This is a genomic window from Streptomyces sp. NPDC052020, assembly GCF_040680575.1.
In the GTDB taxonomy this organism is placed as follows: Bacteria; Actinomycetota; Actinomycetes; order Streptomycetales; family Streptomycetaceae; genus Streptomyces.
On record NZ_JBFAWY010000054.1, the window covers coordinates 1 to 26,382 of the forward strand.

General features: G+C 67.0%; 28 protein-coding genes and 6 pseudogenes. 19 read left to right on the forward strand and 15 right to left on the reverse strand.

The genetic code is table 11. The features are described 5' to 3' along the window. Together AB0L74_RS32530 and AB0L74_RS32535 are read left to right on the forward strand one after the other, a co-directional pair. Positions 1-262 (forward strand): annotated as a pseudogene (locus AB0L74_RS32530) (beta-1,6-galactanase); the annotation flags it as partial. A gap of 412 nt (positions 263-674) precedes the next feature. Then, positions 675-1,052 (forward strand): annotated as a pseudogene (locus tag AB0L74_RS32535) (transposase); the annotation flags it as partial. 30 nt (positions 1,053-1,082) lie between these two features. On the opposite strand, the gene AB0L74_RS32540 reads toward AB0L74_RS32535, so the two are convergent. From AB0L74_RS32540 to AB0L74_RS32550, 3 genes are all read right to left on the reverse strand, one after another. Next, positions 1,083-1,805 (reverse strand): transposase, encoded by a 723-nt coding sequence (locus tag AB0L74_RS32540; protein WP_365660577.1) that lies wholly within the window; start codon positions 1,803-1,805, stop codon positions 1,083-1,085. Continuing rightward, positions 1,706-1,945, reverse strand: a complete 240-nt coding sequence (locus AB0L74_RS32545) for a hypothetical protein (RefSeq protein WP_365660588.1) — start codon at positions 1,943-1,945, stop codon at positions 1,706-1,708. The genes AB0L74_RS32540 and AB0L74_RS32545 overlap by 100 nt, the downstream gene beginning before the upstream one ends. Before the next feature lie 481 nt (positions 1,946-2,426). Then, positions 2,427-2,786, reverse strand: coding sequence for a peptidase inhibitor family I36 protein (locus AB0L74_RS32550; protein ID WP_365660483.1), 360 nt, complete (start codon positions 2,784-2,786; stop codon positions 2,427-2,429). Positions 2,787-2,891: 105 nt separating this feature from the next. On the opposite strand from AB0L74_RS32550, the pseudogene AB0L74_RS32555 reads away from it, so the two are divergent. The 6 genes and pseudogenes from AB0L74_RS32555 to AB0L74_RS32580 form a co-directional block, all read left to right on the forward strand. Then, a pseudogene (locus tag AB0L74_RS32555) lies at positions 2,892-3,074 on the forward strand (transposase); the annotation flags it as partial. A 775-nt stretch (positions 3,075-3,849) separates the two neighbouring features. Beyond that, entirely contained in the window at positions 3,850-4,641 is a 792-nt protein-coding gene (locus AB0L74_RS32560; protein WP_365660486.1) for a hypothetical protein, read from the forward strand. Between the two features lie 297 nt (positions 4,642-4,938). After that, on the forward strand, positions 4,939-5,739 hold the full coding sequence (locus tag AB0L74_RS32565) for a hypothetical protein (RefSeq protein WP_365660489.1): 801 nt from the start codon (positions 4,939-4,941) through the stop codon (positions 5,737-5,739). An 86-nt stretch (positions 5,740-5,825) separates the two neighbouring features. Next, positions 5,826-7,511 (forward strand): fatty acyl-AMP ligase, encoded by a 1,686-nt coding sequence (locus AB0L74_RS32570; RefSeq protein WP_365660492.1) that lies wholly within the window; start codon positions 5,826-5,828, stop codon positions 7,509-7,511. Between the two features lie 34 nt (positions 7,512-7,545). Then, positions 7,546-7,830, forward strand: coding sequence for an acyl carrier protein (locus tag AB0L74_RS32575; RefSeq protein ID WP_365660495.1), 285 nt, complete (start codon positions 7,546-7,548; stop codon positions 7,828-7,830). Positions 7,831-7,850: 20 nt separating this feature from the next. Further along, complete coding sequence (locus AB0L74_RS32580; RefSeq protein WP_365660498.1) at positions 7,851-8,669, forward strand: hypothetical protein; 819 nt, start codon at positions 7,851-7,853, stop codon at positions 8,667-8,669. Positions 8,670-9,008: 339 nt separating this feature from the next. Here AB0L74_RS32580 and AB0L74_RS32585 read toward each other — a convergent pair whose 3' ends face one another. Further along, positions 9,009-9,233: an integrase core domain-containing protein gene (locus AB0L74_RS32585; protein WP_365660580.1), complete on the reverse strand. Its 225-nt coding sequence runs from the start codon at positions 9,231-9,233 to the stop codon at positions 9,009-9,011. Between AB0L74_RS32585 and AB0L74_RS32590 the strand changes: the two genes are divergently transcribed. Then, on the forward strand, positions 9,162-9,398 hold the full coding sequence (locus AB0L74_RS32590) for a hypothetical protein (RefSeq protein ID WP_365660501.1): 237 nt from the start codon (positions 9,162-9,164) through the stop codon (positions 9,396-9,398). The genes AB0L74_RS32585 and AB0L74_RS32590 overlap by 72 nt on opposite strands. Here the strand turns inward: AB0L74_RS32590 and AB0L74_RS32595 are convergent. The 3 genes and pseudogenes from AB0L74_RS32595 to AB0L74_RS32605 form a co-directional block, all read right to left on the reverse strand. Then, a complete protein-coding gene (locus AB0L74_RS32595) occupies positions 9,370-9,966 on the reverse strand; it encodes an IS3 family transposase (RefSeq protein WP_365660504.1) in 597 nt (198 codons plus the stop codon). The two genes, AB0L74_RS32590 and AB0L74_RS32595, sit on opposite strands and share 29 nt — an antisense overlap. After that, positions 9,963-10,274 carry a transposase gene (locus AB0L74_RS32600; RefSeq protein WP_365660507.1) on the reverse strand — a complete coding sequence of 104 codons (312 nt, stop codon included), beginning with the start codon at positions 10,272-10,274 and terminating at the stop codon, positions 9,963-9,965. Before AB0L74_RS32600 ends, AB0L74_RS32595 begins: the two co-directional genes overlap by 4 nt. A 647-nt stretch (positions 10,275-10,921) precedes the next feature. Continuing rightward, a pseudogene (locus AB0L74_RS32605) lies at positions 10,922-11,503 on the reverse strand (ATP/GTP-binding protein); the annotation flags it as partial. Positions 11,504-11,546: 43 nt separating this feature from the next. Between AB0L74_RS32605 and AB0L74_RS32610 the strand changes: the two are divergent. Beyond that, positions 11,547-12,158, forward strand: coding sequence for a Tn3 family transposase (locus AB0L74_RS32610; protein WP_365660583.1), 612 nt, complete (start codon positions 11,547-11,549; stop codon positions 12,156-12,158). 245 nt (positions 12,159-12,403) lie between these two features. Here AB0L74_RS32610 and AB0L74_RS32615 read toward each other — a convergent pair whose 3' ends face one another. From AB0L74_RS32615 to AB0L74_RS32625, 3 genes are all read right to left on the reverse strand, one after another. Further along, positions 12,404-12,688, reverse strand: coding sequence for a hypothetical protein (locus AB0L74_RS32615; protein ID WP_365660510.1), 285 nt, complete (start codon positions 12,686-12,688; stop codon positions 12,404-12,406). A 206-nt stretch (positions 12,689-12,894) separates the two neighbouring features. Then, positions 12,895-13,911, reverse strand: coding sequence for a hypothetical protein (locus AB0L74_RS32620; protein ID WP_365660513.1), 1,017 nt, complete (start codon positions 13,909-13,911; stop codon positions 12,895-12,897). A 12-nt stretch (positions 13,912-13,923) separates the two neighbouring features. Beyond that, a complete protein-coding gene (locus tag AB0L74_RS32625; protein ID WP_365660516.1) occupies positions 13,924-14,439 on the reverse strand; it encodes a hypothetical protein in 516 nt (171 codons plus the stop codon). Between the two features lie 305 nt (positions 14,440-14,744). On the opposite strand from AB0L74_RS32625, the pseudogene AB0L74_RS32630 reads away from it, so the two are divergent. The 5 genes and pseudogenes from AB0L74_RS32630 to AB0L74_RS32650 form a co-directional block, all read left to right on the forward strand. Further along, positions 14,745-14,897, forward strand: a pseudogene (locus tag AB0L74_RS32630) (ISAs1 family transposase); the annotation flags it as partial. A 484-nt stretch (positions 14,898-15,381) separates the two neighbouring features. Then, a complete protein-coding gene (locus AB0L74_RS32635) occupies positions 15,382-17,619 on the forward strand; it encodes a glycoside hydrolase domain-containing protein (RefSeq protein WP_365660519.1) in 2,238 nt (745 codons plus the stop codon). Positions 17,620-17,629: 10 nt separating this feature from the next. Further along, entirely contained in the window at positions 17,630-18,088 is a 459-nt protein-coding gene (locus tag AB0L74_RS32640; RefSeq protein WP_365660522.1) for a hypothetical protein, read from the forward strand. Then, positions 18,085-18,855, forward strand: coding sequence for a hypothetical protein (locus AB0L74_RS32645; protein WP_365660525.1), 771 nt, complete (start codon positions 18,085-18,087; stop codon positions 18,853-18,855). The genes AB0L74_RS32640 and AB0L74_RS32645 overlap by 4 nt, the downstream gene beginning before the upstream one ends. 162 nt (positions 18,856-19,017) lie before the next feature. Beyond that, positions 19,018-19,161: a hypothetical protein gene (locus AB0L74_RS32650; protein ID WP_365660528.1), complete on the forward strand. Its 144-nt coding sequence runs from the start codon at positions 19,018-19,020 to the stop codon at positions 19,159-19,161. 48 nt (positions 19,162-19,209) lie between these two features. On the opposite strand, the gene AB0L74_RS32655 is transcribed toward AB0L74_RS32650, so the two are convergent. Together AB0L74_RS32655 and AB0L74_RS32660 are read right to left on the reverse strand one after the other, a co-directional pair. After that, complete coding sequence (locus AB0L74_RS32655; protein WP_365660585.1) at positions 19,210-19,431, reverse strand: helix-turn-helix domain-containing protein; 222 nt, start codon at positions 19,429-19,431, stop codon at positions 19,210-19,212. A 611-nt stretch (positions 19,432-20,042) separates the two neighbouring features. Further along, on the reverse strand, positions 20,043-20,414 hold the full coding sequence (locus AB0L74_RS32660; protein ID WP_365660531.1) for a hypothetical protein: 372 nt from the start codon (positions 20,412-20,414) through the stop codon (positions 20,043-20,045). Between the two features lie 17 nt (positions 20,415-20,431). Between AB0L74_RS32660 and AB0L74_RS32665 the strand changes: the two genes are divergently transcribed. Then, a complete protein-coding gene (locus AB0L74_RS32665) occupies positions 20,432-20,809 on the forward strand; it encodes a hypothetical protein (RefSeq protein ID WP_365660534.1) in 378 nt (125 codons plus the stop codon). 273 nt (positions 20,810-21,082) lie between these two features. On the opposite strand, the gene AB0L74_RS32670 is transcribed toward AB0L74_RS32665, so the two are convergent. Continuing rightward, complete coding sequence (locus AB0L74_RS32670) at positions 21,083-21,832, reverse strand: SDR family oxidoreductase (protein WP_365660537.1); 750 nt, start codon at positions 21,830-21,832, stop codon at positions 21,083-21,085. A 127-nt stretch (positions 21,833-21,959) separates the two neighbouring features. On the opposite strand from AB0L74_RS32670, the gene AB0L74_RS32675 reads away from it, so the two are divergent. Beyond that, complete coding sequence (locus tag AB0L74_RS32675) at positions 21,960-22,394, forward strand: Rrf2 family transcriptional regulator (protein ID WP_279555160.1); 435 nt, start codon at positions 21,960-21,962, stop codon at positions 22,392-22,394. A 105-nt stretch (positions 22,395-22,499) separates the two neighbouring features. Here the strand turns inward: AB0L74_RS32675 and AB0L74_RS32680 are convergent. Next, positions 22,500-23,231, reverse strand: a pseudogene (locus AB0L74_RS32680) (lantipeptide synthetase); the annotation flags it as partial. A gap of 54 nt (positions 23,232-23,285) precedes the next feature. Between AB0L74_RS32680 and AB0L74_RS32685 the strand changes: the two are divergent. Further along, positions 23,286-24,116 (forward strand): ATP-dependent DNA ligase, encoded by an 831-nt coding sequence (locus tag AB0L74_RS32685; RefSeq protein WP_365660540.1) that lies wholly within the window; start codon positions 23,286-23,288, stop codon positions 24,114-24,116. Here the strand turns inward: AB0L74_RS32685 and AB0L74_RS32690 are convergent. Further along, positions 24,058-24,648, reverse strand: a complete 591-nt coding sequence (locus AB0L74_RS32690) for an FcoT family thioesterase (RefSeq protein WP_365660543.1) — start codon at positions 24,646-24,648, stop codon at positions 24,058-24,060. The genes AB0L74_RS32685 and AB0L74_RS32690 overlap by 59 nt on opposite strands. Positions 24,649-25,099: 451 nt before the next feature. Between AB0L74_RS32690 and AB0L74_RS32695 the strand changes: the two genes are divergently transcribed. Next, positions 25,100-26,251 (forward strand): zinc-binding alcohol dehydrogenase family protein, encoded by a 1,152-nt coding sequence (locus AB0L74_RS32695; RefSeq protein ID WP_365660546.1) that lies wholly within the window; start codon positions 25,100-25,102, stop codon positions 26,249-26,251. The last annotated feature ends 131 nt before the right edge of the window (positions 26,252-26,382 follow it).

Consider the following 26,382-nt stretch of genomic DNA (forward strand, 5'->3'; position numbering starts at 1 on the left):
CGCCGCCTACGATCCCGACCAGCACCGCCTGGTCCTGGTCACCGTCCGCGGCCGCACCTCCGAGCGGGTCACCTACGACCTGTCCCGCTTCCGTACCGTCGGTCACACTGCCCGCCGCTGGGTCACCGACGCCAGCCCCCGCTACCGCATCGCCCGTCAGTACCAGCGCATCTCCAACGCACGCCTGGACGGCGAACGCCTCTCCCCGCTGTTCGGCGCCTATTCCATCCAGACCATCGAGATCGACGGCATCCGCCTCTGAGAGACCGGGACACCCGGGGCCGGCCATCCATGTCCCGCAGGTTTGCCGCGGTGTACCGCAGGCGGTCTGCACCGGGTGGCAGCGGACCGCGCACCAACGGAAATGGGACGCTCCCTGCCGTGCAGGTGCCTCTGCCGTAACGACCGAAGGAGCTCCCGCCCGAGACACCCGAACGACTGGACTTCGGAGGCGTCGAGTTGACTTGCTTGCCGAGCAGCTCCGTGCCGGTATCACCCGCGGCGCACATCCCCGACACCGCCGAGTGCTCCAGCCACCACGCGGTTGGCGGGAATACCCGGGTCAGGGGGTCCCACCGGACGAATTGCCTGTCCTGCCGCCCGCCCCACAGGTCGGCTCCGCCGACCCGGTCCTTCCTCCTCGCCCGCCCCGGCCGTCGACGAATTGCACGGAAGGTGACAGCCCGATGTTCGCCCCTGTGCTGAACGGCTTACGCATCCGGCGTCCTGGGCCAGGCCGCCCGCGCAGCCGCCCGGACCGGGTACGCGGCGACAAGGCGTACTCCAGCCGCGACAACCGCGCCTACCTGCGGCGGCGCGGCATCAAGGCCACCATCGCTCACCCCGATGACCAGCGGCTCCACCGCAAGCGCCGGGGACGAACCGGCGACCGGCCTCCGGCCTTCGACAAGGCCCAGTACCGCCGCCGCGATGCGGTCGAGCGGTGCGTGAACAAGGGGAAGCAGTTCCGGGCGGTGGCCACCCGGTATGACAAACGCGACTACATCTTCAACGACAACCTGACCGTCGCCGCGATCGTCATCTGGCTTCGCGACATAGTCCAAGAGCCATCAGAAACCGACCTAGGCCGGTCCCCTTCGACCATCCCCCGCGAGACTTCCCGCAGCGGCGGCCGGGCCGCCATCGAGCCGCCATGGCCGATGCAGCCGCCCACGAACGCGAGCGTCGGCCAGAATGGGCCAAGCTCGCCCAGCACCCGCTCTGACCCCGCTACTTGACTTGCGAGTGCTGACCCGCTGCCGGCGGGGCGGCATGAGATGGGGCAGGATCCGGTGCCCGATCAGGCCGACGCGACCGGCATCGGTGGGCTCGGTGATGACGGCGGCGGCCTGGACGACCTGATGGCAGGCGGTCTGGAGGGCGACGGTGAAACAGCAGCCTTCCGGATGGGTGCCGGGCAACGACTCGGCGGCCTCGACCATCATGGTGCGCAGGGCCTGGTAGAGGGTGAGCAGGGTCCACATCTCCTGTTCGACGCCGGCCGGGTCGCCCGAGCGCAGAACACGCCCATTCATGATCGTGTGGCGGAGCGCGTCGTACGCGGATTCGTGTTCCCACCGCTGGTGGTAGAGACCCACCAGTGAGGTTGCTGGGTAGCGGTCGGCATTGGTCAAGGTGGTGACCAGCCGGTAGTAGCCGGTGAAGACGGTGCGGTCCACGCAGGTCACCGGGATGTTCGCGTCGATCACACGTACTTTCTCGGCGGTATCACCGGCAGGTATGAGCCGTCGGCGAGACGTGTGAGAACGGGGACACGCCGGTTGCTGCGGAGTCGACCCAGGAATTGGGCGCGGGTCGCGATGACGGAGGCGAGGAAGTGGTTGCCGTCGAAGCCCTTGTCCCACAGGACGAGCATGTCCGGCCGCAGCAGACGCATCAGGCGTGTGGCATAGCTGGTCTCGCCCTCGGCAGTGGGCCCGAACACCGCGCCGAGCAAGGCCCGTGCGCATGGAAGAAGGGCCTCTTGGTAGCTCGCGGATGTCGAGTCCAGCGAGGGGCAAGAGGCCCTGTTGTCGAAGTGTCGCGTGGTCACGGGTGGCGGGTTCAGTCCGTGCACTCTTGGGTGTGACTGTCTCGCCCACAGGTTCGGGAAAGTGGCGGGCGATGCCCGCGGACTTCCCGCCCTGGCCGCGCGTGTGCGCCTTCTTCGCCCGCTGGCGGGATGCGGGACTGGTCGCCGAGCTGCACGACCGACTGCGAGTCGATCACCGCCGCACTCGGACGCCGAAGACGGCTTGCACGGGGTACGCAGAAACGCGCCACCCATCGACTCCGATGAAACAACTCAGCCGCCGGCGCTGAGTGGTATCACCACGCCGACGGCTGACAGGTACTGGCCTCGTCCCCATCGCATGGCCATCTCGTGCCAGCAGCGCAGAGCGGGGAGAGATCCACTGAGCATGAGGTCACTCACGCGGGCAGTCAACGAACTTGAGCGAGCCGAACCGGAATGCGACGAACCCCCAGCCATGATGGGCCTTCACGTCGTAATGAGGCTCGACGTACTGTGCCCCCCTGTAGAGGAGCGCGCACTTGTCGGTGGCGTTGTACACGGAAAGACCGAACATGGTGGCCGGTACATCCTGCGCACGCAGGAGCTCGGGTTGGCCCTGGAACAGCTTCTCCGGATACATGCAGAAGTATCCTTCCTTACACCCAGCAGGAGGTGAGGAGACGTTTTCGGCGTGCGCTGTGGGAGCTATAGCTACGCCTGACGTCAGCACTGCGGCGGCAATGGCCGAAGCCACGTGCAGTTTCACGCTCATGTCGACCCCTTTGCTTCTTGCATGGACCAGTCGACGTCGCTCGCGTCGACTTAGTCGCCGGAATGGAGTAACTGCGGTTACGACCGTAAAACGAAGAGACAGAGGCTGCAATCGGAGGGAACTGGCAGCAAGGTGGGTCGTCCGCCGGTGTGGACGCGGCGGCAGCTGATAGACGGCCTAAGGTGGCGGACCCGGACAGATGCTCCCTGGCGTGACGTGCCAGAGCGTTACGGACCGTGGGGCCGTGTCTACGACTTGTTCCGGCGATGGCAGCGCGGCGGCACCTGGGTGAAGATCCTCACCCGGCTTCACCAGCTCGAACGGCATGACGGCCGTCAGCTCGCCCAGATGCCCCGGCGCGAACCGGCCCGCAGCGACTGTGACCGTACGGGTGATGACCATCACCGGGGCCAACAGGAAATGGTGAAGCAGCAGCGGAGCTCCTCAAGCACAAGCTGTCTTGGACGACTGCCTGTACCAACGAGTTCCGTTGTTCCATGTCGGTGATTCTTTAACTGGAGTGCATGACCTGCGAAAACGTTAACTACCCGGCCTTGGGTCAAGGCCCTCGGCGTAACTCATCGAGGATGTGGCGGACGGTGGCGGGGTAGTCCGGGTTATGGCTCGGACCCGGGCACGCTCAATGATCGCAGGCCAGCACTCACCGTCACCACCGGCTACGGAACTAATCCGACCGAGTTACAGTCCCAGCGAGCCGCGGATGTTGCGGTTGCAGAGGTGGTTCCGGCCAGCATAATCAAAACTAAGGGAGTGCGGCAGGGACTTTCCATCTACTGCGTCTCCGGCGTGCTTGACTTCAACAAGGTGGAGCAGATGGGTCCCTGTCCAAGCGTCGCCTCATCTAGCATCTCACCTTCGACTTCGACGAGTGCAAGCGCAGCGCCAGCACGTTGCTGACGTGGGATCCCGAGAACGTGGATACCTGGATCAGCAACACAGACGGTTACGCCGTTTCGCCCCATGGCAGCCCTGCCTGGCACAGATGAGCGCTCTCTGTAAACGTCGTCTCACCCAGCACCTCACCTGTAGACAAGGAGCAGTTATGACCGAGATCAGCCAGTCCCAGTTGCAGCGAGAGGCCATGGAGCTCGAGCTGTGGAAGATGCCTCCCCCCCAGCCGGACGCTGCCACGATGTCCAAGCTCTCGCAGCTCGCCTCTAAGAGCGAGCAGGTGACGGGCAACCAGCCGGCGGGAGACGACGACCCGGTGCCCGACCTGGGGCCGCTGCAGGCGTTCAAGACGTGGGACTCCGTCGCCTCCACCATCTGGCACAAGGCCGCGACGAGCACCAATTTCCAACCGGCGAGCACGACCTTCGACCCGGTCGCTTGGACGGCCTTCATTAATAAGCTCGGCACGTTCCCTATGTTCCTAAGGTGGGTAACTGACAACCGCCAGGTGGTCATCTCCTCGACCTCCGTGAGTCAGGCCGTGTCGGCGGTGGACGACCTGGTCAAGAACTTCGTAACGGAGACCGACTACAAGGGAATTCTGACGTCGCTGCAGAAGATGGCCACGCTGGCGATGAACAACGAAGGGCAGGATGAGAAGGACAGCCAGCAGCAGGCCGGGGTCATCTCTCACTATCAAGGGAAGCTCTACGTCGGAGCCGTCCGGACCGCGGTGGAGATGCGATACAAGAAGGGCAAGGGGTACGAGCAGCTGACGCAGAACCTGTCCATTTTCCGCGGCTACGGCGTGCTCGACTTCGACGGTTGCAAGCGCCACGCCGACGAGCTGTTCAAGTGGGATGGGCAGTCCCTGAGCGAGTGGGCGGGCGACTCGAACAGCGCCAACGAGCAGCCCAATCAGAGCCCTGCCTGGGGCAACTGAGCCGCGCAGAGCAGCGTTTCGGGCAGCAAGTTCGGGAGGCGGCACCTGTACCGGGTGTTCACGAGAACAGGCAGCGCCCGGCAGTGGCCGACAGGGTACCGACTACCGCCCGCTCAGGGCACAGGGTCGGAGTGCCGGGGCGCACGCCCAGCCACCACCGCGCCATTGCCGGGCGCTAGCGGATGATTCCCGTTCTCGTGATGTCGAGTCGTCCGGGTCCGCAGACGCCTCCCGAAATCCGCAGCAACTGACCTCGCAAGTTATAACCAAAGCACGCCCCACTGACAAGGAGCAGTCGTGACCGAGATCGGCCAGGCCCAGTTGCGCCAAGAGGAAATGGATATCGCACTGTGGCAGACGCCTCCTTCTGAGCTGGATGACGCCACGACATCCAAGCTCTCGCAGCTCGCCTCTGCAAGCACGGACAAGGCGGTGGGCCACCAGGCGGTAGGAGACGGCAGCTCGCTGCCCGACCTGGGGTCTCTGGGCGCCTTCGGCACGTGGGAGTCCGTCGCCACCACCATCTGGCACAAGGCTGAGAGCATTAGCGGCTTCGACCCGGGAAGCACGACATTCAATGTGTTCGTTTGGAGCCACTTCATCGAAAAATTCGGAACGATTCCGTTCTTCCTGAGGTACACAACTGACTACGTCACCCTTGGGTCCATCTCCTCGCTCTCCCTGAGGCCGGTCGTCGCTGCGGCGTGGGACCTGCTCCAGCCATTTGTCACGAGGGAGAATTCTGGGGCCGTCACGACGACCATCCGGAAAATGGCCCAGCTGGCGGTCGAGAACAAGGTAGGCGGAGCGGAGAAGAGCAGCAACCAGATGCTCGGGGTCCTGTCGCGCTACCACAACAATCTCTACCTCGGACTCGTCACCACCGTGGTCAAGATGAATTACAAAGAGGGCAAGGGGTACGAGCCGTTGCAGCAGGCCATCCAAATGTACCGCGGCTACGGCCTGCTCGACTTCGACAAGTGCAAGCGCCACGCCGACAATCTGCTCGAATGGGATGGCCAGGACGTGACTCGGTGGGCGTGCGGGGCGAACAGCGCCTCGCTGCCGCCCAACCAGAGCCCCGCGTGGGACCAGTAAGTCGGATCACGGCCTTTCCGTAAATCCGCCGGACTCCCGGGGCAGGTCCCATGCTCTCCAAAGAAGCGCTGTCCCCCGAAGGGGCGATGGCCACGACGTTCGACCAGGTCCTTGCCGAGAACCTCGGCCACTCGGACGGCGGCTACACCTTCATCCAAGAGGACGGCCGCGAGCACTTCTTGAGCTGGTCAGAGCTGTCTCGGGAGGCCCTGCGCCGGGGGCGCCGGCTGCTCCAGGGCGGCCTGCGCAAGGGAGAGCGCGTCGCGCTCATCGTCCCCGAGCAGCAGGAGTTCGTTCTTACCTTCCTGGGCGCAGCCTCGGTGGGCGTCATCCCGGTCCCCATGTACCCGCCCATGGGCTTCGGCACGATCGAGGCGTACCGCGAGAACGCCGCACACATCCTCCGCACCGCGGGAGCCCGCGCGCTCTTGACGCCCCGGAGCCTGGCAGACCTGCTGGACCCGCTCATTGATGCGGTCGAGGGCCAGGCCCTCGTCTCGGAGGAGATCTTCGCCGAGCACCTGGTGAAGAGCGCGCCCCGGCCCGAGACGATCCTCCCGGAGGACGTGATGTTCCTGCAGTTCACCTCGGGGAGCACGGCGGCCCCCAAGGGAGTGCGGGTCACGCACGCCAACGTACTCGCCAACTGCGCGGCCATCATCAGCGCTCTTCGTCTCGAGCGCGGACGAGACCGGGGCGTGAGCTGGTTGCCCATGTACCACGACATGGGACTGGTCGGTTTCGTGCTAGCGCCGCTGATCGCGCGCGTCCCGGTGACCTTCCTCCCGACGCTGCGCTTCGCTCTCTCACCGAGGCTCTGGCTGGAAACGGTGAGCCGCCACCGCGCGACCGTGACCTTCGCGCCCAACTTCGGCCTGGCGTTGGCCGTCAAGCACACTTCGGCGCAGGAGGTCCAGCGGCTGGGCCTGTCCTGCTTGAGGGTCGTGGGCTGCGGCGCTGAGCCCAACCACCCCCAGACGCTGCGCTCCTTCGCGGCGCACTTCGCGGCGGCGGGGCTGCGGCCGGGGGCGGTGGTGCCGTGTTACGGCATGGCGGAGGCGACGCTCGCGATCTCGTTCAGCGAGATCGGAGTTCCGATCGCCCCGGATGTCATCCAGGGCGAGCCCTACCACGCGAGCGGCCTCGCGCGGCCCGCCTCGGAGACGGAGGTCTCCGGGTCGCAGGTGGCGTTCGTGCCCTGCGGGCGCCCCATCGCGGGTCACCGAATCCTCATCGTGGACGATGAGGGGAATCCGCTCCCGGAGCGGCATATCGGCGAGGTGGTCTTCCAGGGGCCGAGCGTGGCTGCGGGCTACCACGGTGACGCGGAGGCGACCCGGCGGAGCTTTACGGTTCACGGTCTGCGCACGGGGGATTGTGGATACCTGGCGGAAGGCATCCTCTACGTGACGAGCCGCAAGAAGGACCTGCTGATCATCAACGGGCGCAATCACGACCCCCAGTCGGTGGAATGGGCCGCGGCCGAGGTGCCCGGCCTGCGCAAGGGCAACGTCGTGGCCTTCACCCGGCCAGGCCGGGCCACCGAGGAGGTGGTGATTGTCGCCGAGTTCCGCAAGGGGGACGCCGCCACCGTGGCACGGCAGGTCCGCGGCCACATCCAGACGAAGCTTTCTCTGCCCGTGGCAGAGATCCTCCTGCTGGCACCAGGGGAGCTGCCCAAGACCTCCAGCGGCAAGGTGAAGCGGAGCAAGACACGCCAGCAATATCTCGACGGAGCGCTCCACGGTGGAGCGCTCGCCCGGACGAGCTGAACACCATCCATGACATCCTCAACGAGGAGCAGCCATGAACACCTATCTGACCCCCCAGGAGCGGGAGCGGCTGTACTCCCTGATCCGCGAGACGTTGGACCTCAGCGGCACGGAGTGCCCCGAGGAGATCAAGAACACCACCATGGTGAGAGACCTGTCAGGGGTCGACTCCCTGAAGCTCCTCCGCCTGCTGGGCGCAGTCGAGCTGGGCTTCCGAGTCAACCTGGGCTTCGAGGCCATCTCCCAGGTGCAGACGGTGCAGGACATCGAGCGGTTGATCTGCGAGTCGCGCGAGCAGTACGCCACGCGCGCATCCTGAGTACCCGAAGACGAGCGAGCGTGAGCACTTTGATTGAAGAGCAGTTGCGGCAAGAGGCGTTGGCGATCGCCGTGTGGGCGGAGGGCAGGCAGGCGCCCCCACGGGAGGTACTGGCGAAGCTCAAGCTGCTGGGCCCCGACGGCCGTCAGCTCGACGACAGCAACCAAGAAACAGGGGTTGGCAATGCCTACGGCGGGGATAACAGTGGGCTGCCCAGCCTGGGGCCGCTGGCGTCCTTCGGCTCATGGCAGTCCGTGGCCGCCACCATCCTTCGCAAGACCGAGGACTCCGCCGGCTTCGATCAGTCATCCACGATATTCGATCTCTTTCGGTGGATCATTTTCGAATGGCAATTCGTAACGATGCCATTCCTCACCAACATCACTGGCGACAGCCGTACTGTGTCCATCTCGTCCCTCTCCCTGTCACCAGCCATCTCAGCGGTGACCGAGCTGATCGGAGGGCTGGTGACCTCGGACACGCTCACCGGCGTCATCAACTCCGTCAAAAAGATCGGCCAGCTGGCGGTCCAGAACGAGGGGCAGCAGGAGAAGGACACCAATGTGCAGCAGGGGGTCCTGACTGTGGTGAATGGTGATCTGCGCCTCGGGCTGCTCCGGACCACGATGCAGATGGAGTACAAGACAGGAAAGGGGTACCAGCAGCTCACTCAGCAGATCACCGTCAGCCGCCTCTTCGGGAGCCTTGACTACGGCATGTGCATCCGGAATGCCGAGACACTGCTGGAATGGGACGAGCAGGACCTGAATAGCTGGGTAAATGGCGCCTCCAGCTATCCCTACCCCCCCAACATGAGCCCCGCCTGGGGTGGCTGGTAACCGTCCGGCTTGGTAGAGGCTGCGGACAAGGCTCTTCATACAGTGGTTGAGGGACTTGAGGCTGCTCTGGGCCACAAGCGCAGCTGATCGACCTGCGTGTGGTTACCGCTGAGCAGGCAGCCGCGGAGCGGGACCACCCCAAGGAACAGAAGCTCATGGGATACAGGGAAGCGGCTGAGGAACTGGGTGTCTCTCGTCAACGGGTGGCTCAGTTGGACGGCAACCATCCTGACTTCCCGCGGCCGATTGGCCGCACTGCTGCTGGACCGGTCTTCATGCTGAGTCCATCCGGTCCTTTGCCGCCAGGTGGGACCGGAGTCCAGGGCGGAGGAAGACCGCCTAGGCAACTGCGTTTAAGCGAGTGGGCCCCACTGAGCTGCCCCGAGTTTCGTAGAGTCCGATCTTGATGGTTCGGGCGGACTGCGGGACTTGCTCCTGGCTCCGCCAGAAGGCTTGCTCGTACTCGGCAGGCGGTACGTAGTCGAGTGCGGAGTGGAAGCGTTCTTCATTGTACCAGGTGATCCACTGGAAGATCGTCCGCTCGACCTGGTCGACGTCCTTCAGGGGCCCTGCATCTCTATCAGCTCGGCCTTGAAGGTGCCGTTCAGCGCCTCGGCCATCGCGTTGTCGTACGAGTCCGCGACGGAGCCGACCGACGCGGAGGCACCGATGTCCGACAGCCTCTCGGCGTACCGAATTGTTACCTATTGCGACCCGCGGTCGCTGTGATGGATGGGGCCGGAGTCCTTCTTGATGCTCCGTCTCCACAGCGCCATCTCCAGGGCGTCCAGCGGGAGAGCTCGGTCCGCATGTGGTTCGCGACCTGCCAGCCGACGATCATCCGCGAGTACACGTCCAGGACGAACGTCACATACGCCCACCCCGACCATGTGCGGACATAGGTCATGTCCGCCACCCAGAGCTGGTCGGGCCGGGAGGCGGTGAAATCGCGGTCGACCAGGTCCGGCGGGCGGGGTGCCGACGGCTCCGGGATGGTGGTGCGGCGCCGCCGGCCGCGGATGACGCCCTCCAGGCCCAGCTCGGCCATCAGCCGCTCGACGGTGCAGCGGGCCACCTCGTGGCCCTTGCGCCACAGGGCGCGGGTGATCCGGCGGGCGCCATAGGTGCCGCCCGATTCCGCGTGGACCTGCTCGATCAGCGGCATCAGCTGCTCGTCGCGGAGCCGGCGGGCCGACTTCGGCCGCTTCTTGCGGGCGAAATACGTCGACGCCGACAGCTCAAGAACCCGGCAGAGGGGATCGACCCCGAGACCTCTGTCACGCAGGTGGTCGATCACCTGCTCGGCCTCGTCCGGGGACGGTCGATCTCCTGGGCAAAAAACACGCTGGCGGCTTTGAGGATCTCGATCGCCCGCCTCAACTCCGCTACCTCCTTGCGGAGTTGCCTGGGCTCGTCCTGCTCGGCTGTGGTCAGCCGGTCGTCGCGCTCGCCGCGGTCGGCCTCGGCCTGGCGGACCCAACCGCGCAGGGCTTCCTTGTGGATGCCCAGGTCTTTCGCAACGTGAGCGATCGGCAGGCCGGTGGTGCGGACCTCGCGGATCGCGCGCTCGCGGAGCTCGTCCGGGTATTTACGGGGTGCTGCCATGGTGCTGGTGGTTCACCTTCGCCAGGACCGTAACCCTGGCATCAGGGACTCCACAAATCTCAGTACAGCTCACTCCAGACGGGTTACCAACACGCCCGCTCAACCGGCCGACAGCCTCGAAAGCAACGGCATTGCCATCCGTTCGACAGGGGGCGACAGTCATGCCGGGCCCGGAGGCCAGCGGCCCTCTTGCGGGACCGCGAAAAAGATAACGGGGGAACACCAGGACGGCGTGCTTTTCCCCGGGGCCCTGGGCAGTTCGATCCCGCAGTATCCGCAGGCCGGGGTGCCGATGGTGCGACACAGCTGGGGCGTTGGCGGCAACGGGCGGAGCAGTGGCGGGCGGGGGCTTCCGCCGGCAGTGCCCTTCGGCAGGAGCGGGGCGTCGCACTCGGCGTATCGAGTTGCCGGGCCTTCGAGAGCTTCGAGAAGGGCGGCGGGGTGACGGCCGGTGGCGGCGGCGAGCCGGCCCCAGCTCGGTTTCCCGCGGTGGTGGGGCGGCGGGCAGAGGTAGTCCCGCAGGTAGGCGGGCTGGAGGCGGTTGGCCTGGGCGAGGCGGACGATGAAGACTTCGACGCCTTCGCGGTCCATCGGCCGGACCTGGCGCGGGAGGCGGGAGACGGTGGGGTCCGGCTCCATGCCGGGGGTCACCGGGCGGTCCGTCGGCGGGGCTTGGGCGAGGCGGCGAGGGCGAGCGGAACGTCCACCAGGCCGTGCTTGGTGAGTTCCTCGGTGCCGGTGAGGATCGCGTCGATGGCGGCGCCGCGGATCTGGTGGGACAGGGAGCCGATCATGCCGCCGCAGCGTTCGTGGAGGAAGCGATCGAGGCGGATCAGGCTGAACGGTTCGTGCTTGAGCAGGACCAGCGTGCCTTCCAGGATCCTGACCAGGCCCTTCCACTCGGGCCCGTAGGGGAAGGGGTGGGTGCGGATGAGGGTGAGGCGGCCGGCGATCTGTTCGCCGCGGACGCCGGCCAGCAGGCGCTCGACGTTGATGCCGGCGTAGACGAACGTCGCGGGGATGCGCTCGGAGAAGTACGTGAGGGTGTCGGCGACCTCGGCCCCGTTGCGGCTGGTCAGCGAGATGTTGTGGAGCTCGTCGACGAGGACCAGGCCGGTGCGGGCGTCGGTGCAGACACCGACGACGGCCTCGATGATGTCGGTGATGTTGAACCGGGCGGTCACCGGCAGGCCCAGGAAGCGGGCGAACTGCGCCGCGATCATGCGGCTCTCCCCGCGCATTCGCGACCTGGGAAAGATCACCCTGTACCGGATGGGCGCCAAGGCCGACTACGAGGAACGCTTCCCGAGGGCGGGGCCGCTGCTGACGAAGAAGGCCAACCTCGACCTGGTGGCCGCGCACTGGGACGACCTGCTGCGGCTTGCGGGGTCGCTGACGTACGGGCACGCCACCGCATCCCTGATCGTCGGGAAGCTCTCCGCGTCCTCCCGGCAGAACGCGCTGGCCGCCGCGCTGAAGGAGTACGGGGCGATCCGGCGCACGATCTATGCGGCGAAGTACCTGTCGGGCGAGGGCTACAGGCGCAAGATCGCCCGGCAGCTGAACAAGGGTGAGTCCATCCACTCCCTGCGCCGCCAGCTCCACTACGCCGGCGAGGGCAAGATCACCCGGCGTCAGCCCGAGCAGCAGAACGAGCAGGCGTGGTGCCTGACCGTCGTGACGAACGCGGTCATCTGCTGGCACACGGAGTACATGGGCCTGGCCGTCGACCAGCTGCGCGAGGCCGGCCGCGACGTGGAGGTCCTGGCGCACATCTCCCCGGCCCGCAGCTCGGCCGTGAACTACTACGGGTCCATCACCGTCGACCACGAGCGCGAACTCGCCCAGCTCGACGACAAGGGACACCGGCGCTACGGACCGTGAACGTGGACGAGTCCGGAGCCGGGCTGCAGCGGCCCCAGCTTCAACAGGACAGTGGGGATAGGGGAAGATGCAACGGCAGGCACGGGCACCTCATGATCAACGGGCGCAAGGCACCACGATGGTCAACGAAGCTCATGCCTGCACCGCTATGCCTCCACGCCAACCACAACCCGAGCTCACTACGCGATCACGGAACTTGCAGCCGCCCTGACGGTGGCGGCGAACAGGAAAAGGTGCTCCCTTTTCTATTCTCGGTCGACGATGGGAGTGAACTCATCGACGTAAATTTTCGGAACCTGCGGAACCGGACCCATGTCCTCCGAGCCGATCACCGCATCATCTCGTCCGGTTCTGCCCGGCGGGACATCCTGAAGCCAGAACCGGTTGTGTGCGGTCCAGCCCTCACCGTCAGCGATGCTGATCTGGACTGAGTACGTCGCATCCCGCTCGTAGGTATTGGTTACCTCGATCTCGGTACGCACACCGCTGCTTCCCGGCGTGGCGCGCACGATCAGGTCTCCGTACTCCAAGACACGCGTACGCCCTTCGGAGTGCACCGAAGCCACAGGCGATGGACGCACTTGCGGACTGCTCCGTTCCGCGCTCGGAGTCACTGGCCGCTGTGAGGCGGGGGCTCTGTCGTCGGCGTTGTCCGTGCACCCGGCTGCCAGCACACAGGCCGCAATCAGGCACAGTGTCCGGACCATCCGCGGTCCGGGCACCACTGCAACAGTCTTCACTGGGCGGAAGCTGCCATTTGCTTGCGCGCGGCAGCGACTTCCTTGCCGTGCTGCTCCTTGATGCCGGTCAGCCGGCTCTTGTTGTCGGCGATCTGCTGGTCCTGGATCGCAGACTCCACACCGGACCAGACCTTCACCAGATCCGTCTGCTGCTTGCAGTCGATGTCGTCGACCGCAAGCGCGATGGATTCCTGCGACGGCGTTCCATCGTTGGTGACGCCCTGGTCCATCGCCTTGTATGGATCGGCAACTCCCGTGTGCCCCTTACCGTCCATGCACGAAGACCACGCGGCGATGGCCTTGACGACCTTGTCGTCCTTCATCGACTGCGTCAGGCTGCCCCCAGCGAGCTGTGCCACGAAGGTCGGGTCGGCTTCCTTCACGCCGAGTTGCTCTTTGGACCAGCCGATGCAGCCGCCCGTCTTCAACTTCTTTCCGTTGTACTCCGCCCGGGCGGGCTTCACTCCTTGGCCAGGGACGGCGATCGCCTCTCGCGCTTTGGCTCCCTCGGGGGCCTGGGGCAGTTCGGGCTTGGTGTGGCCGGTCAGGACCTCGACCTCGACACCCGACAGATCACGCATTCCCTGCTTGGTGTGCTCTTGCAGCGCAGGGGGGAGCTCGTAGCCGTATTTCTCGGCCGCGGCCCGGTCGGTGATGCCATAACGGCGTTCGATGTTGGCGTCATTGTCGCTGGGAGGCGGGTTGGCACCCGCCCGCGGCAGCGTCAGGTCGATGCCATAGTCCTTCATGCAGGACTGCTGAAGATCGTTGGCGGCCTGCTCGATGGTGACCTGGTCCTCATAGGAGGCCATGTACGCCTCCAGTGGAAGAGTCAGTTCCTTGGTCAGGCCACTGGTGGGTATCTTCTTGGGCCAGTTTTCCTTGTTCACGATCGGCCTGTCGTCTGCCACGTTCTTCGCGGTCTCCGGAGTTGCGCCGGAGGAGCAGGCGGTGACCAGGAGGGCTGAAGCAGTCAGGGCCACGGCGGTGGCTGTCCGCTTGATGTGCTTCACAGGATTTCCTTCTTAGGCGAAGTGGGAGGACGCGTTGTTGTTCTTCAGGGCGGAGATCAAGTTGGTGATGTTGCAGTCTCCGTAGGGGCCATTCTTCGCGAAGTACTGAGATGTGCCGCCGTAGCCGGAGCTGTAGTACACGCGGTAGTTGTCGTCCGGGGCGCAGTTTCGCACAGAAGCCGCATTGTTCTTCATGTACTGACCGTTTCCATTGCCGCCGCTGCCGAAGGTATACCGGTAAGTAGTGAGTGATGACCCCTGGTACTGGCTCGTACCCCAGTGGTCAGAGACGTTGCTGTAGAACGTCGTGTACGCCGACTTGATGTAGCCATCCTGGATGGCAATTTCCTTCGAGTTGTAGAACAGCCACAGATCGCCGTACGAGCAGGTAATCCACGGAACGTCACAGTTGTCGGAAACCTTGTACTCTGCCGCATGTGCTGGACCGGCGGTCGCCATCACAGCCGCCACGGCTGCAAATGACGTTGCGCAGGCGGCCATCTTCTTCTTGAAGCGGATACTCCTCATCACATCTCCATCGATAGATCGCTTGTGCCAGGAGGATCTTCACATCCAGGTGGTGTCATGGCCATGAAAGTTGCGTGATCGAGACCTGCCTGTCGAGCTCAGGGCCCCGGCGTTTGCCTGAATCACCCGGTCTGGGGTGATGACTCGCTGGGGTGGGCCCGGAGGCGAGGGCGCACGCCCCCCTTGTGGATCATGAAGTTCTCTACGTTGCAAGATCCATGAGGGTGCCGTGTTCGTTCCGCCATCATCCCTATCGCCGCCCCGTGCCCTCCGGCGCCTGTCTCAAGGAACTCGCCGACGGCGGGGCACGTGATCAAGCCCGCAGCCTGATCGACGAGTTCGCTGCGGTCCCGGATCCACGTGGTGCCTGCGGGGTGCGCTATCGGCTGCCCTCGCTGCTGGCCCTGGTGGTCAGCGCGATGACCCCGGCCGGGCATGACCCGATCGCCGCGGCCGCGGCCCGACCTCCTTCACGATCTCCCGCAGACTCATCGCGCCGGCCTCGTACAGTGGACGAAACCGCCTCAACTCCAGCCAGCGATGCCGCCCACCTCCGTCCGTATGGTTGACCCGCCCAGGGGTGCCGGGCAGGCGTCGATCCGAAGTGACGGTCAACCACGTGCCTTGCGTGGCACTGGAGTTGCGACGCACGAGCCAGTCGAAGGTTGTGCACACGTTTAGTGTCGCCCGGAACACAAGTCCGTCACGAAGGCCGCTCACCAAGTCCGATGTGGGGGCTGTTGCATGGTTATTTCCCGGAAGGCCTCCGCTCGGGTCATGAAAAGATCAAGCTAAAGCGCATCACGGTCGTCAACTCCGATCGTGGATTTCCCCTATCCCTTCGCGGCGGCCCTCACCCGCCCAGTGCCGCTCCACCCGCCGCGGCTCGATCCCGGGCGCATTCCCAACTTCCCTTGTCTCCCCCTTCTGAGAGGGCACTCCATGGCCGACGAGATGGTGCGTCAAGCCCAAGTCTTCATCAACCGCACGTATGGCAGCCGCATCGGCATGACCGTCGAGGAAAACGGGCAGACCGGCTGGAACACCATGTACGCCCTGACTCGGGCGCTGCAGTACGAGCTGGGAATCACCAACCTGTCGAACAGCTTCGGCCCCGCCACTCTGGCAGCCATCGCCGAGCAGTACGGCAAGATCGACGCGTCCAACGTGCCGTCCGCGGACTTCTGCCGGATCCTCCAGTCCGCCCTGTACTGCAAGGGCTATGACGGCGGCGGCATCGATGGTACATACAGCGCGCGTGTCCAGCAGTCCGTCACCGAGCTCAACGCCAACATGGGGCTGAGTACGGTCTACCCGGGTAGCGCGCTGTGGCCGAAGGTCATCAAGGGCCTGTTCAACATGGACGCGTATGTCACCGTCAGTGGTGGCTCCGACGTGGTGCGGTCGGTACAGCAGTGGCTCAACGGCCAGTACGTACTGCGCAAGGACTTCTACGTGATCCCCTGCGACGGCCACCACTCGCGCGACGTTGCCAAGTCGATGCTCTTCGCCGTCCAGTACGAGATCGGGATGGCGGACGGGGTCGCCAATGGTGTCTTCGGCCCCGGCACCCAGTCCGGCCTCAAGTCGCACACCCTGTCGGTCGGCAGCACCGGCAACTGGGCACGGCTCTTCACCGGCGCGATGATCCTCAACCAGCGGCCGGTCGCCTTCGGTAACTTCACTAGCGCGGTTTCCACCGCCGTCCAGAGCTTCCAGTCCTTCGCGAAGCTCCCAGTCACTGGAAAGGGCGACTTCTCCACCTGGGCCTCCCTCCTCGTGTCCTACGGTGACCAGAGTCGCAGCGGCGAGGCCTGCGACGGCGTCACCAAAATCACCGACGCCCGCGCGGCCACCCTCAAGGCGGCTGGCGTAAAGTACATAGGCCGCTATCTCACCAACCCCAGCGCAACCTCTCTTCCTGAAAAGGCGATCCAGCCCGGCGAGCTAGCCACCATCGCCGCAAACGGCCTGCGCTGCTTTCCGATCTATCAGACGTACGGCCGGGACGCCGATGGCTTCAACTACGCCGCCGGACGGGCCGCCGGTCAAGCCGCTGCCAACGCCGCTCTCGATCACGGCTTCAAGCCTGGCACCCGGATCTTCTTCGCTGTCGACTTCGACGCGCTCGACCACGAGGTGACGTCGAACGTCCTGCCGCATTTCAAGGGGATCGTCGACGCGTTGGCCGCCGACGGCGGACGGTTCGAGGTCGGAGTGTACGGGCCGCGCAACGTCTGCACTCGAGTCGGCGAAGCCGGGCACTCCACCGCCTCGTTCGTCTCCGACATGTCCTCCGGCTTCTCCGGCAACTTCGGCTACCCGCTGCCCGCCGACTGGGCGTACGACCAGATAGTCACCCGCACCGTCGGCTCCGGAACCGGCGCCATCGAGATCGACGTCAACATCGCCTCCGGCCGCGACACGGGCCAGGGTTCCTTCAACGCGCCCCGGCCGCCGCGCCCCGACGTCGGCTTCGACGGCGGTTACCTCAACGCGCTGCGCGACGACCTCAGCCGCTACATGCGCAGCATCGGCTACGAAGACGACGGTGGCACCGGCGCCGACGCCCGCCTCTTCACCCACACCCAGTGCTTCGAGACGATCATGTCGTACGACGCACAGACCACCCAGCTGTCCCGTACCTACAGCATGCGCAAGGCGCTGATCCAGACCTCCGCCTACTGGGAGATGCGGCACTACGACCTGATCGACCAGGGCGTGGATCATCAGGTCGCCTCGTACCACCTCAACGGCATTGGCGCCGTCAAGGACTCTTCGACCGGCATCGGACAGATCAGCGGCGAGGTCGGCATCCGCGCCTGGAATCACTGCATCGACAAGGGCTTCGTCACCGGCACCCGCACTGATCCGACCAAGGACGCCGACATCTGGGCCATGTGGCAGAAGGTCAACAAGGACAACGGCTTCTCCATGCGGACCGTGCCACTGATCCATCTGTGGGGCGTCGCGGGCAAACCCGGCGGCAAGAACCCTCCGACCGGCGAGACCACCCTGCGCGCTATGAGCCTGGACTACACCGAGGGGGAGATCTTCGAGATCATCCGCCGCTACCAGGGCTGGGGCGACCAGGCCGAAGCCGATGCCGCCAAGCGGATGGGGCTTTACCACATCTTCGAGAAGTACAACAACCTTGTCCGACAGCTCGCCGGCGGGTGAGGTGGTCGCCGTGACCTCCTCGTATCCCGCCTTCCTGCCCCTCCTGCTCGGCATCGTCGCCGCCGCTGTGACCGCCCTCGGCCTTGTCGGGTACGGCCTTCCGGCGATCGGCAGGGGAGCCGCGGCGCGCGGTGGCGCCGCCCTCACCGGAGCTTTCGCCGCGATCGTCTATGCCTGGGGCCTGGCATCGCTCTTCCTCGACGAGAGCAGCACCGCCCAGGCCTGCCACGACGCGAACCCTTCGCTGTACGGACAGGTGAGCAGCTACAGCGTGTCCTATTTGCCGCCTGCCCTCAACTGCCGTATGTCGACAGATGGTTCATATGAAGCGGCCGTTCCTGGCTTCCTTACGCCCGTGATGACGGGCTGTGGAGTGATCGCTGTGACGCTTGCCCTGATCGCCGTCCTCGAACACCGCCGCACCACCAGACCCGAGCACCTCGAGCACCCTGAGAAGAGGAACACGTGAGCGCCTCCCCTGCCTCCCCGGTTTCCCGCAGAGGTTTCCTGCTGCGTATCGCCGCCGTCACCGCCACCGCGGCGGTGCTCCCACACTCGCATGCGCTGGCATCCCCTGCGTACGCCGCCGAGCCGCGGGACTACACCTTCCCCAAGGCCGTCCGCGAAGGCGTCGCACGGGCCGAGGCCCGTAACGAGCGGCTCCTCGCCGGAGCCCGCTCGGCCAACGGGTGGGACATGGAGACCGCCGCCGACGAGGGCGGATCCATCGCCACGGTACCTGTGCCGGGTACCCCGGTGACGAACCTCCAGCTCCGGCTCGGCGCTCCCGAGACCGTCCTAGTCCACCTCGTCCGCCGCTTCCACTACGAAATCACCGCGCTCCAGCCCGGCGAGGCCGTCGGCTGGACCGCTCCGAAGAAGCTCCGGGGGGCCGCCCGAAACCTGGCCTCTGGCACCGCCGTCCGTATCCGGCCCGGCCACTACCCGGCCGGCACTAAGGGCGGCTACTTCCCCCTCGAACTCGCGGTTCTCCGTGACATCCTCGCCGAACTCGACGGTGTGGTCCGTTGGGGCGGTGACGACCGCGCCGTCGACGAAGCTCTCTTCTACCTCGCCGTCGGCCCCGACGACACCCGCCTGATAGCCGTCGCAGAACGCCTCCGCGTCGGCGAGATGACTCTCGGGGAGGGTGTGGGCGTCCTCGTGGACGTCCACGACAAGCGCCGCCGATCAGTCGCCGACGCCCTCGCCCGCCGCCAGCGGAACGCGGCCTGACGCCGCACCGCGCGAAAGGCTCCGGGTGAAGGGGGGCTCATGGGGGTGTCAAGTTAGTTTTACAGTCCCGGACGAGCGTGCCCCAGCCGCTGGAACCAGTCGGCGGTCTGGAACACGGGTCAGGTGCCCTGGCGGGGAGGGTGACAGCCCCCGCCCAGGTGCATGCCCGCACGCCTGGAGCTTGAGCACCTCGAAGAGGTCTCCGGCTTATTCGATCAGTTCGTTGTACTGCCCATCTTGGAGATTGCGACCCTGATCGGGGACGGTGATCCGGTCGGCGAGGCGACGTTGGCAGTTGGTGCGTGACGAAGACCGCGGCCTGGCGTGTCGCTTTTGGGGCGGGGCTGGCCGTGATCAGGACGGCAGCGCGGTCTTCTGGCGCGTAGCGCCGCCCCGGGACCGGAAGGTCACTCCGACGTCGGCGAGGAGCCGGTGCACGCTGCTGTAGGAGCGGCCGGTCTCCTCGGCCAGGGCGCGGATGGACGCACCGGTTTCGTATTTCGCCTTCAGCTCGGCGGCCACTGTGTCGCGTTCGGGTCCCGGGATCAGCTTGCGGGACGGTGTCTTTCTCGGTATCGGCGTTTTCCTCTCCTTTTGTCCATGCTGTGCTGCTCAGCGCAGCTGCATGTCGTCGTGGGCTGCGACGCGGCCCAGTTCGATGATGTTGTCGGGTAGCTTCCACCACATCAGCCGGGGGTGCGGAGGCGGCGCGTTGCCTGATGTCACATCTCCAGGCCGCTGCCCCGTCGTCGCGTATGCGAGTCCCGAGCCCGCCGTCGCCGGAGCGCGTCCGGCGTACGCGGCGCGCGGCGCTGTCGACGACCCGGCCGGTGAGGAGTTCCACCACGACGTCCAGGATCTTGCTCCGGTCGGCCAGCTCGATCGCCTCCGGCGAGGCCAGCCAGTCCCGCCCCAGCCGGTAGCCGGCCAGCGGGCGCTCCTGGCGCTCGGTTTCCGGGACGGTGGTGAGCCAGCGCTGCTCGACCTCCCAGGAAAACTGCCGTTCCGGGTCCGCGTAGACGACCGCTGTCCGCGGTTTGCCGGCTCCGCGCCCGGCGCGGAGCTGCTTGGGCAGTTTCTGTACCTGGCGCCGCGGTTCGGCGATTGTCTCGTCCTTCTCCCGCAGCAGCCGGTCGCGGTCGGCGAGCTGTGTGGCCAGGCGGGTGAGCTCGGCCTCGCGCCGGGCCTCACCGCGCTCCCGGACCGGGACGGGGGCCTCGGGTGCCGTGCGCGGGGCAGGCAGCACGGTCAGCGGCGCCCGGGGCGGCCGCCCGCGCGCGGGCCACCACCTGGGCGAGCGCGAGGGCGGGCCGGTGTGCGTCGACGCGGACGAGTGGGTGCCACTCCCACGGGTCGGCCTCGGTCGCGTCCGGCAGGAAGATCCGGACGGCGCCGCCCCACGCACCGAACCGCCCCAGCCGGTGGGACATGGCCCAGCTCGCCGCATCGTCGGCCATCACCGCGACGTCGGCCAGCCCGGCCGTCTGCGCGGCCAACCGTGCCCTGGCCCTGCAATCGGTGCCGCTCATGGTGACCGCGGTGGTCATCTCCGCGGCCATGGCTCTGACGCCGCACGTTGAGCGAAGCCGACGTTCTGCTGCGCGCGGTCAACGGCATGTACCAGCGGGCCGACTGCTGGCGCCACGAAGATGACGAGGACAAGCTGGCCTGGTGCCGGCGGGACGGCACCTGGCAGACCTGCGACCGTCACCGGGGCTCCTTCGCGAGATCCCTGGCCGCGGCGGCCGAGCGCTGGCGCCGCTGGACGCTGCCCGAGCAGTATCCCTACGCCGCCGGCAACGCCAAGGGACTACACGAGGTCGGCTGCCACATCCCGCGTCAGAGCATGCCGCAGGAGTTCAGCCGCACAGCGACCGCATCGATGTCGCCCACCGCTCTCTGGAGCCTCTTCCACCGCACCGCATCCTGCCGTCAGGGACGGACCGCGTGCTAATGGAATGGGACCCCCACACGGCGGGCACCCCGGTCCTCTCCTGGCATCCCAGCGTCTTGGAGGATCTGACCGGCTATCTCCATGAAAGCGCCGCCCGGCTTTGGCTACTAGGCCCTTGACGTTCGGGGAGCCCTTGTGGGAGATCAGCGCCTGGATGCAGCGGCGTCGCAGCTCACGCGCACAGCCTTCGAGTCGTACGCCTTGTCGCGGGTCGTCGGCCGTGCGCGCCCCGAAGGCGCGATGTCCTTCGGGGCGCGCGGCAGGGGTTCGGGTTCAGGCGTTGTAGCCGCCGTGGGCGTCCAGCACCGCGCCCGTGACGTACGACGCGGCGGGGCTCGCCAGGAAGGCGATCGCCGCGGCGATTTCGTCGGGGTGCCCCATGCGTTGCAGAGACAGCGAGCTGACCAGGGCGTTGAGGGTCTCGGGGTCCGGCGGTTGCATGCCGCCCTCCATCAGTCCGGCCTCCACGACGTTGGCCGTGATGTTCCGGGGCCCGAGGTCGCGTGCGACGCCCATGGTGTACCTCTCGATCCCGGACTTGGTCGCCGCGTAGTCGGCAAGGCCGGGGGCGCCGACCCGGGAGCCCAGTCCGGAACTCACCGTGATGATGCGGCCGCCCTCGCGCAGCACTCGGGAGGCGGCCCGGATGACGGCGATCACGCCGAGGTAGTTGGTGGCGTGCATCCGGTCCAGTGCGGCGGTGTCGGCGTCCGGGTCGTCCACCGTGCCAGCCACGGAGATCGCCGCGTTGTTGACGAGGATGTCCAGGCCGCCGAAGTGCGCGACCACGTCGTCGATCAGCGCCGGCGCCCGGCTCGTGTCTGCCTGGTCGGACTGGAAGGCGACGGCCTTGGCTCCCTTGCCGTGCACCTCGTCGACGACGGCCTGCGCCTGCTTCTCGGAGCTGACGTAGGTGAAGGCGACGTCGGCGCCCTGCTCGGCCAGCAGCCGTACGGTCGCGGCTCCCAGTCCGCGCGACCCCCCGGTGATCAAGGCGACCTTGCCCATGAGTGGCTTGCTCATTCTTCTCACCTCGTTGATTGACCCTTCCGGCAGTCGCAACACTAATTGTTACGACAGGGGGTTGCAACCTTTGCTGTTACGACTGCACTGTCGTAACATAAAGCGTTGCGGCCGAGAGGAGGGCTTCATGAGTGCCAACAGCAGGTTGACCATTGCCGCCCACGCGCTGGCCTGGATCGGTCTCTATCAGCGCCAGGGCCATGAGGTCGCCACCTCCGAGCAGATCGCGGCCAGCGCGAACACCAACCCCGTGGTGATCAGGCGGCTGCTCGGCGAGCTGCGCAGGGCCGGGCTCGTGGAGTCCCGGAGGGGCGTGGGCGCGGGCTGGTCGCTGGCGCGCGAGCTGGAGTCGATGACCCTGCTCGACGTGTACGAGGCAGTGGAACCCGGCCCGCTGTTCGCGATGCACCGCACCACCCCGGACCAGGGATGCGTGGTGGGTTACGGCATCCAGCCGGCGATGCAGAGCATCTACGAGGGCATCGAGGAGACCCTGAGACACGAGCTGGCCCGCGTCACGCTCGAGAACGTACTCCGGGACGTACTCGCGGCACCTCGGTAGCCTCCCCGTTACGCCTTGACATCACCGAGATCCCCATCGATGCCCAAGCCAGTGAATAGCCTGGCAACCAGTCACGTCAATGACGGTGTTCCCGGGGGCGAGGGTGAGGTAGTCGTCCAGGACGGCGCCGATGCCGACGCTGCCGGCGCCGAGGTAGGGCATGGTGCGCCAGCCCTCGTCCACCAGGACGGCGCCACCGGCGCCCGGCACGCACCGGGCGAGGTCCAGGCGCGGCGCGCGGCCGGCGAGGTCGAGGAGGGAGCGGTCGCGGGTGCGTTCGTACAGCCGCAGGAAGAGCAGGGCCCACCCGGTCGCGCCGTGCAGCAGCCCGGCCCGCCTGCGGGCGGGCCCGTCGCGCCGCTCGGCCGCCGTCAGCCGGCTGGCGAGGAACTGCGCGGCGGCGACGGCGTGGTCGGAAAAGAGGCGCTCGCCGGTGACGCGGGCCGAGTGGTCCAGGACGAGGCCGATGCCGGACACCCCGCCGTACAGGTCCGGGGACAGCCGCTGCCACTGCTCGCCGAGCAGGACCTCGGCGAGGTCCAGGGCGCGTTGGTGATGGCCGAGGCGGTCGAGGGCGAGGACGACGCCCGCCAGGCCGTCGTACAGGCCAGGCGGCATGCGCGGCGGCAGCGGATCGGTGTGGTCGAGCAGCCACTGTTCGCCGGTCTCGTACCGGGCGGCGCCCGCCTCGGCCAGGGCATAGAGGACGCCCGCGGCGCCGTGGGCCAGGCCGAGTCCACCGCCGTCGGTGAACTGGGCGATGTCACCGGGGAAGAGCCGGTCGTCGCGTTCGGGAGTGGCCGAGACGAGGACGGCGCGCACCATCGAGTCCCGGCTGCGAGGAGCACGTACGCGCCGCGCTCGGCCCGTCCCTGACTCGGGTGGGCACCGGTGCTCACGGTGCCCGCGCCGGGCGTGCTGCCTGGTGAGCTGCGGTTTCAGCCGAAGTTCAACGGTTACCGGGCGATCGTCTTCACGCCGTGGCCGGCGCCCGGCCCGGTGCTCGTGCAGTCCCGTCGGGGCAGCTTCATGCAGAGCCGCTTCCCGGACCTGGTCCAGGCGGCCGCACACCTGCCCGACGGCCTGGTCCTCAACGGGGAGCTGGTCGTGTGGGCCGGGGACAGAATGTCGTTCGAGGCGCTCCAGCGGCGGGCCGTCTCCGGCGGGCGGACCGCCGCCCGGCTCGCCCAGGAGCTGCCGGCGCACTTCATCGCCTTCGACCTCCTCCAGCTCGACGGCCAGGAGCTGCTGCACGTCCCGTACGGCGAGCGGCGCACGCGGCTGGAGCGGCTGTTCACCGACCGTGGGCTGAGTGCCCCGTGGACGCTCTGCCCCGAGACGGACGATGTGGCGACGGCGCGGGAGTGGCTGACCTCCTGGACACAGGTGCCCGGCGTCGAAGGTCTGGTGATCCGAGGCACGCAGCAGCGGTATCTGCCGGGCGCCCGCGCGCTCTACAAGGTGCGCCGCCGGGACACCACCGAGGCGGTCATCGGCGCCATCACCGGCACCGTGCGCCGGCCGCGGACGCTTGGGGGTCGCGCACCCCGGCGGGCGCTGGCGACCGCCCGTGGCCCTATGCGACGTGGTCGGAGGCACCGTGGGCCGGTGGCTGGGGGAAGACAGGGCGCGGGGCCGCTTTGTCGGTCCGTCGCCCAGCCTCTCAGCCGGGTTGCTGCGTGGGCGCCCTGTCGGGAGTCCGGCCCGCCGGGGGATCAATGACGGCGGTCTTGACACCGCCGGTGCAGCGACCGCTTCGCGCGTCACCGAACCGGACAGCCAGGTCGAGAAGAACGAGGGGGCCGCTGCGTCCCTCCCGTTCCGTGATGTGCACGAGTTCCAGCTCACCTCGCAGCGTCAGCGGGTCGAGCGGGTGCCGGAAGTTGACGTGCACGTCGAGCAGGAACATCCTCTCTCCCGCGTGCATTGCCCAGAACTGCTCGGGGGTCCAACGGTCGAACGGGGCGAACAGCCGCTGCCGCACCACCTCGGCGAAGGCATAGTCCAGCAGTTGGGTGCTGCAGAGGGTGACCTCCACCGCGCTCACGTGCCGGGTGCGCTTCTCGACGAAGCAGGACGAGGGCAGTGAGAAGTCCCCCCTGGCCAGCAGCGCCGGCTCCGCGGCCCCGCCGCCGGTGACGGATGCGTGCCGCAGGTAGCGGCATGAGGGGCGGAAGCGCTCGAGGGCGCGAGCGCGTAGCAGTCCGTCGTCCTCGAAGTGGACGTGCTGACCTGTAGCGTCGGTCGGCTCCATCGCGTCTCCTTGGCGTGGGAAGGCGGAGGCGGTGCTCCGTGGAGGCTGGTCCGGGGTCGCCCGCGCTCGAAGGCGGGGGGATAGAAGCGACCAGACCCGTACGGGGATCGGGAAGTCAGTCAACGACCCCCCGCAGCCGGGAGTCACATCGGCGCCCGGTGTGTCTCCCGGCCGGACCGTGACATCACCCGGCCGGAGCCGTACCCGGCACCCACCGCGTCCCTGATCGTTTGCTGCTCGGTCCACAGAGACCCCGGGCGGCCGCTTCTCGTCCTGCAGCGTCCGGCACAAGGTGGCAAAATCGAACAAAATACCTAAGTAGGGCATCGCCTGGTGTCGGCCGTGGGGAAGGTCGCGCGTGGCGCGGCGCCTCCGGTGCCCTGGCCGGGCCCCGTCCGGTGAGGGGCCTCTGCCGCGTGCATGTATCTGCTGGAACCCACCGGAGGATGACATGAAAACTTCTGCCTGGGTGCTGTACCGCGCCGGTGCGGACGGGCTTGCGCTTGACGCGCCCGGCCGGCTGCGACTGGAGGAGATATCTCTGCCCGAGCTGGGGGAGGAGGACGTCCTCGCCGAGCCGCTCTGCGGAAGCTGGGAAGCGAACATGACCCATGCCCTGGAGCGTTCTCCCGTGGACATCGTCGCTGCCCGGGGAGAGGACCGGATCGTGCTCGGCAACTCCGGCCTGCTGCGCGTCCTGCGAACCGGACCGGCGGTGACCGGGTTGCGCGAAGGGGACGTGTGTTTCCTCGCGTCCTGCGGCAAGGCGGACCGCCGGGGTTATGTGGAGCAGGTCCACGCCTACGACAGCCCCGGCACCATGGGGATGCTGGCCAAGCGCACCGTCGTCCCCGCCCGCGTACTAGCCCCCCTGCCGCCCGGCACCCGCCACGACCTCAGGCGGTGGGCGGCCTGCGCCCGGTACTGGACGGCTTGGTCCAACTGGCGGCTAGCGTACGGCACCTGGCGGCTCGAAGCGCTGGAGGACGAGGTCCCCTACGTCCTGGGGTGGGGAGGCGGGGTGTCCCTGGCCCAGTGCGAGCTTGCACGGCTCAAGGACGGGGCCCGTGCGGCCATGGCGGCCTCCTCTCCCGGCCGTCTGGCGCTGCTCGAGTCCAAGGGAATCCACGCCATCGACCGGTCCGCCTTCCGTGACCTGCAGTACGACGAGGAGCGCTTTCACACCGACACCACCTACCGCGAGGCCTACCGCGCGGCCGAACAGCGCTTCCTCAGCATCGTCGACCAGTTCACCCAAGGACAGGGTGCCTCCATCGTGATCGACAACATCGGCACGCCCGTCCACCGGGCGTCCTTGAAGGCACTGGCCCGCGGCGGTGTCCTGACCACCTGCGGCTGGAAGCACGGCATGACCATGAAGTACTACCGGGCCATCGCGTGCATCAAGCGCCAGCAGTACATCCACACCCACGCCGCCAACCCCCGGGAAGTCGACAGCATCGTCGCCTTCCAGGAACGGCACGGCTGGCTCCCCGAGGTCGGCACCGTCACTCCGTGGGAGCACATCGGCGAGCTATCGACCGCATACGCGACCGGGAAGGTGGACGGCTACTTCCCCGTGTTCGAGGTCAACGCCGCCTGAAACTGAGAAGCCCTTTTTCTGCGCCTCAGACCATGCCGATGCCGCGGCGGTCTCGATCCAGCTCGGCGTCGCCCGAATCTTCCCGGCCGATCCAGGCGCGCTCTACAAGGTGCGCCGCCGGGACACCACCG

What these genes read in the sequence shown, in the direction of transcription:
- AB0L74_RS32550 (WP_365660483.1), bottom strand. Translation starts at nt 2,786, where the DNA reads ATGAGCGTGAAACTGCACGTGGCTTCGGCCATTGCCGCCGCAGTGCTG.
- AB0L74_RS32560 (WP_365660486.1), top strand. Translation starts at nt 3,850, where the DNA reads ATGACCGAGATCAGCCAGTCCCAGTTGCAGCGAGAGGCCATGGAGCTC.
- AB0L74_RS32570 (WP_365660492.1), top strand. Translation starts at nt 5,826, where the DNA reads ATGGCCACGACGTTCGACCAGGTCCTTGCCGAGAACCTCGGCCACTCG.
- AB0L74_RS32575 (WP_365660495.1), top strand. Translation starts at nt 7,546, where the DNA reads ATGAACACCTATCTGACCCCCCAGGAGCGGGAGCGGCTGTACTCCCTG.
- AB0L74_RS32600 (WP_365660507.1), bottom strand. Translation starts at nt 10,274, where the DNA reads ATGGCAGCACCCCGTAAATACCCGGACGAGCTCCGCGAGCGCGCGATC.
- AB0L74_RS32610 (WP_365660583.1), top strand. Translation starts at nt 11,547, where the DNA reads ATGGGCGCCAAGGCCGACTACGAGGAACGCTTCCCGAGGGCGGGGCCG.
- AB0L74_RS32625 (WP_365660516.1), bottom strand. Translation starts at nt 14,439, where the DNA reads ATGAGGAGTATCCGCTTCAAGAAGAAGATGGCCGCCTGCGCAACGTCA.
- AB0L74_RS32635 (WP_365660519.1), top strand. Translation starts at nt 15,382, where the DNA reads ATGGCCGACGAGATGGTGCGTCAAGCCCAAGTCTTCATCAACCGCACG.
- AB0L74_RS32650 (WP_365660528.1), top strand. Translation starts at nt 19,018, where the DNA reads ATGCCCGCACGCCTGGAGCTTGAGCACCTCGAAGAGGTCTCCGGCTTA.
- AB0L74_RS32660 (WP_365660531.1), bottom strand. Translation starts at nt 20,414, where the DNA reads ATGGCCGCGGAGATGACCACCGCGGTCACCATGAGCGGCACCGATTGC.
- AB0L74_RS32670 (WP_365660537.1), bottom strand. Translation starts at nt 21,832, where the DNA reads ATGAGCAAGCCACTCATGGGCAAGGTCGCCTTGATCACCGGGGGGTCG.
- AB0L74_RS32675 (WP_279555160.1), top strand. Translation starts at nt 21,960, where the DNA reads ATGAGTGCCAACAGCAGGTTGACCATTGCCGCCCACGCGCTGGCCTGG.
- AB0L74_RS32690 (WP_365660543.1), bottom strand. Translation starts at nt 24,648, where the DNA reads ATGGAGCCGACCGACGCTACAGGTCAGCACGTCCACTTCGAGGACGAC.
- AB0L74_RS32695 (WP_365660546.1), top strand. Translation starts at nt 25,100, where the DNA reads ATGAAAACTTCTGCCTGGGTGCTGTACCGCGCCGGTGCGGACGGGCTT.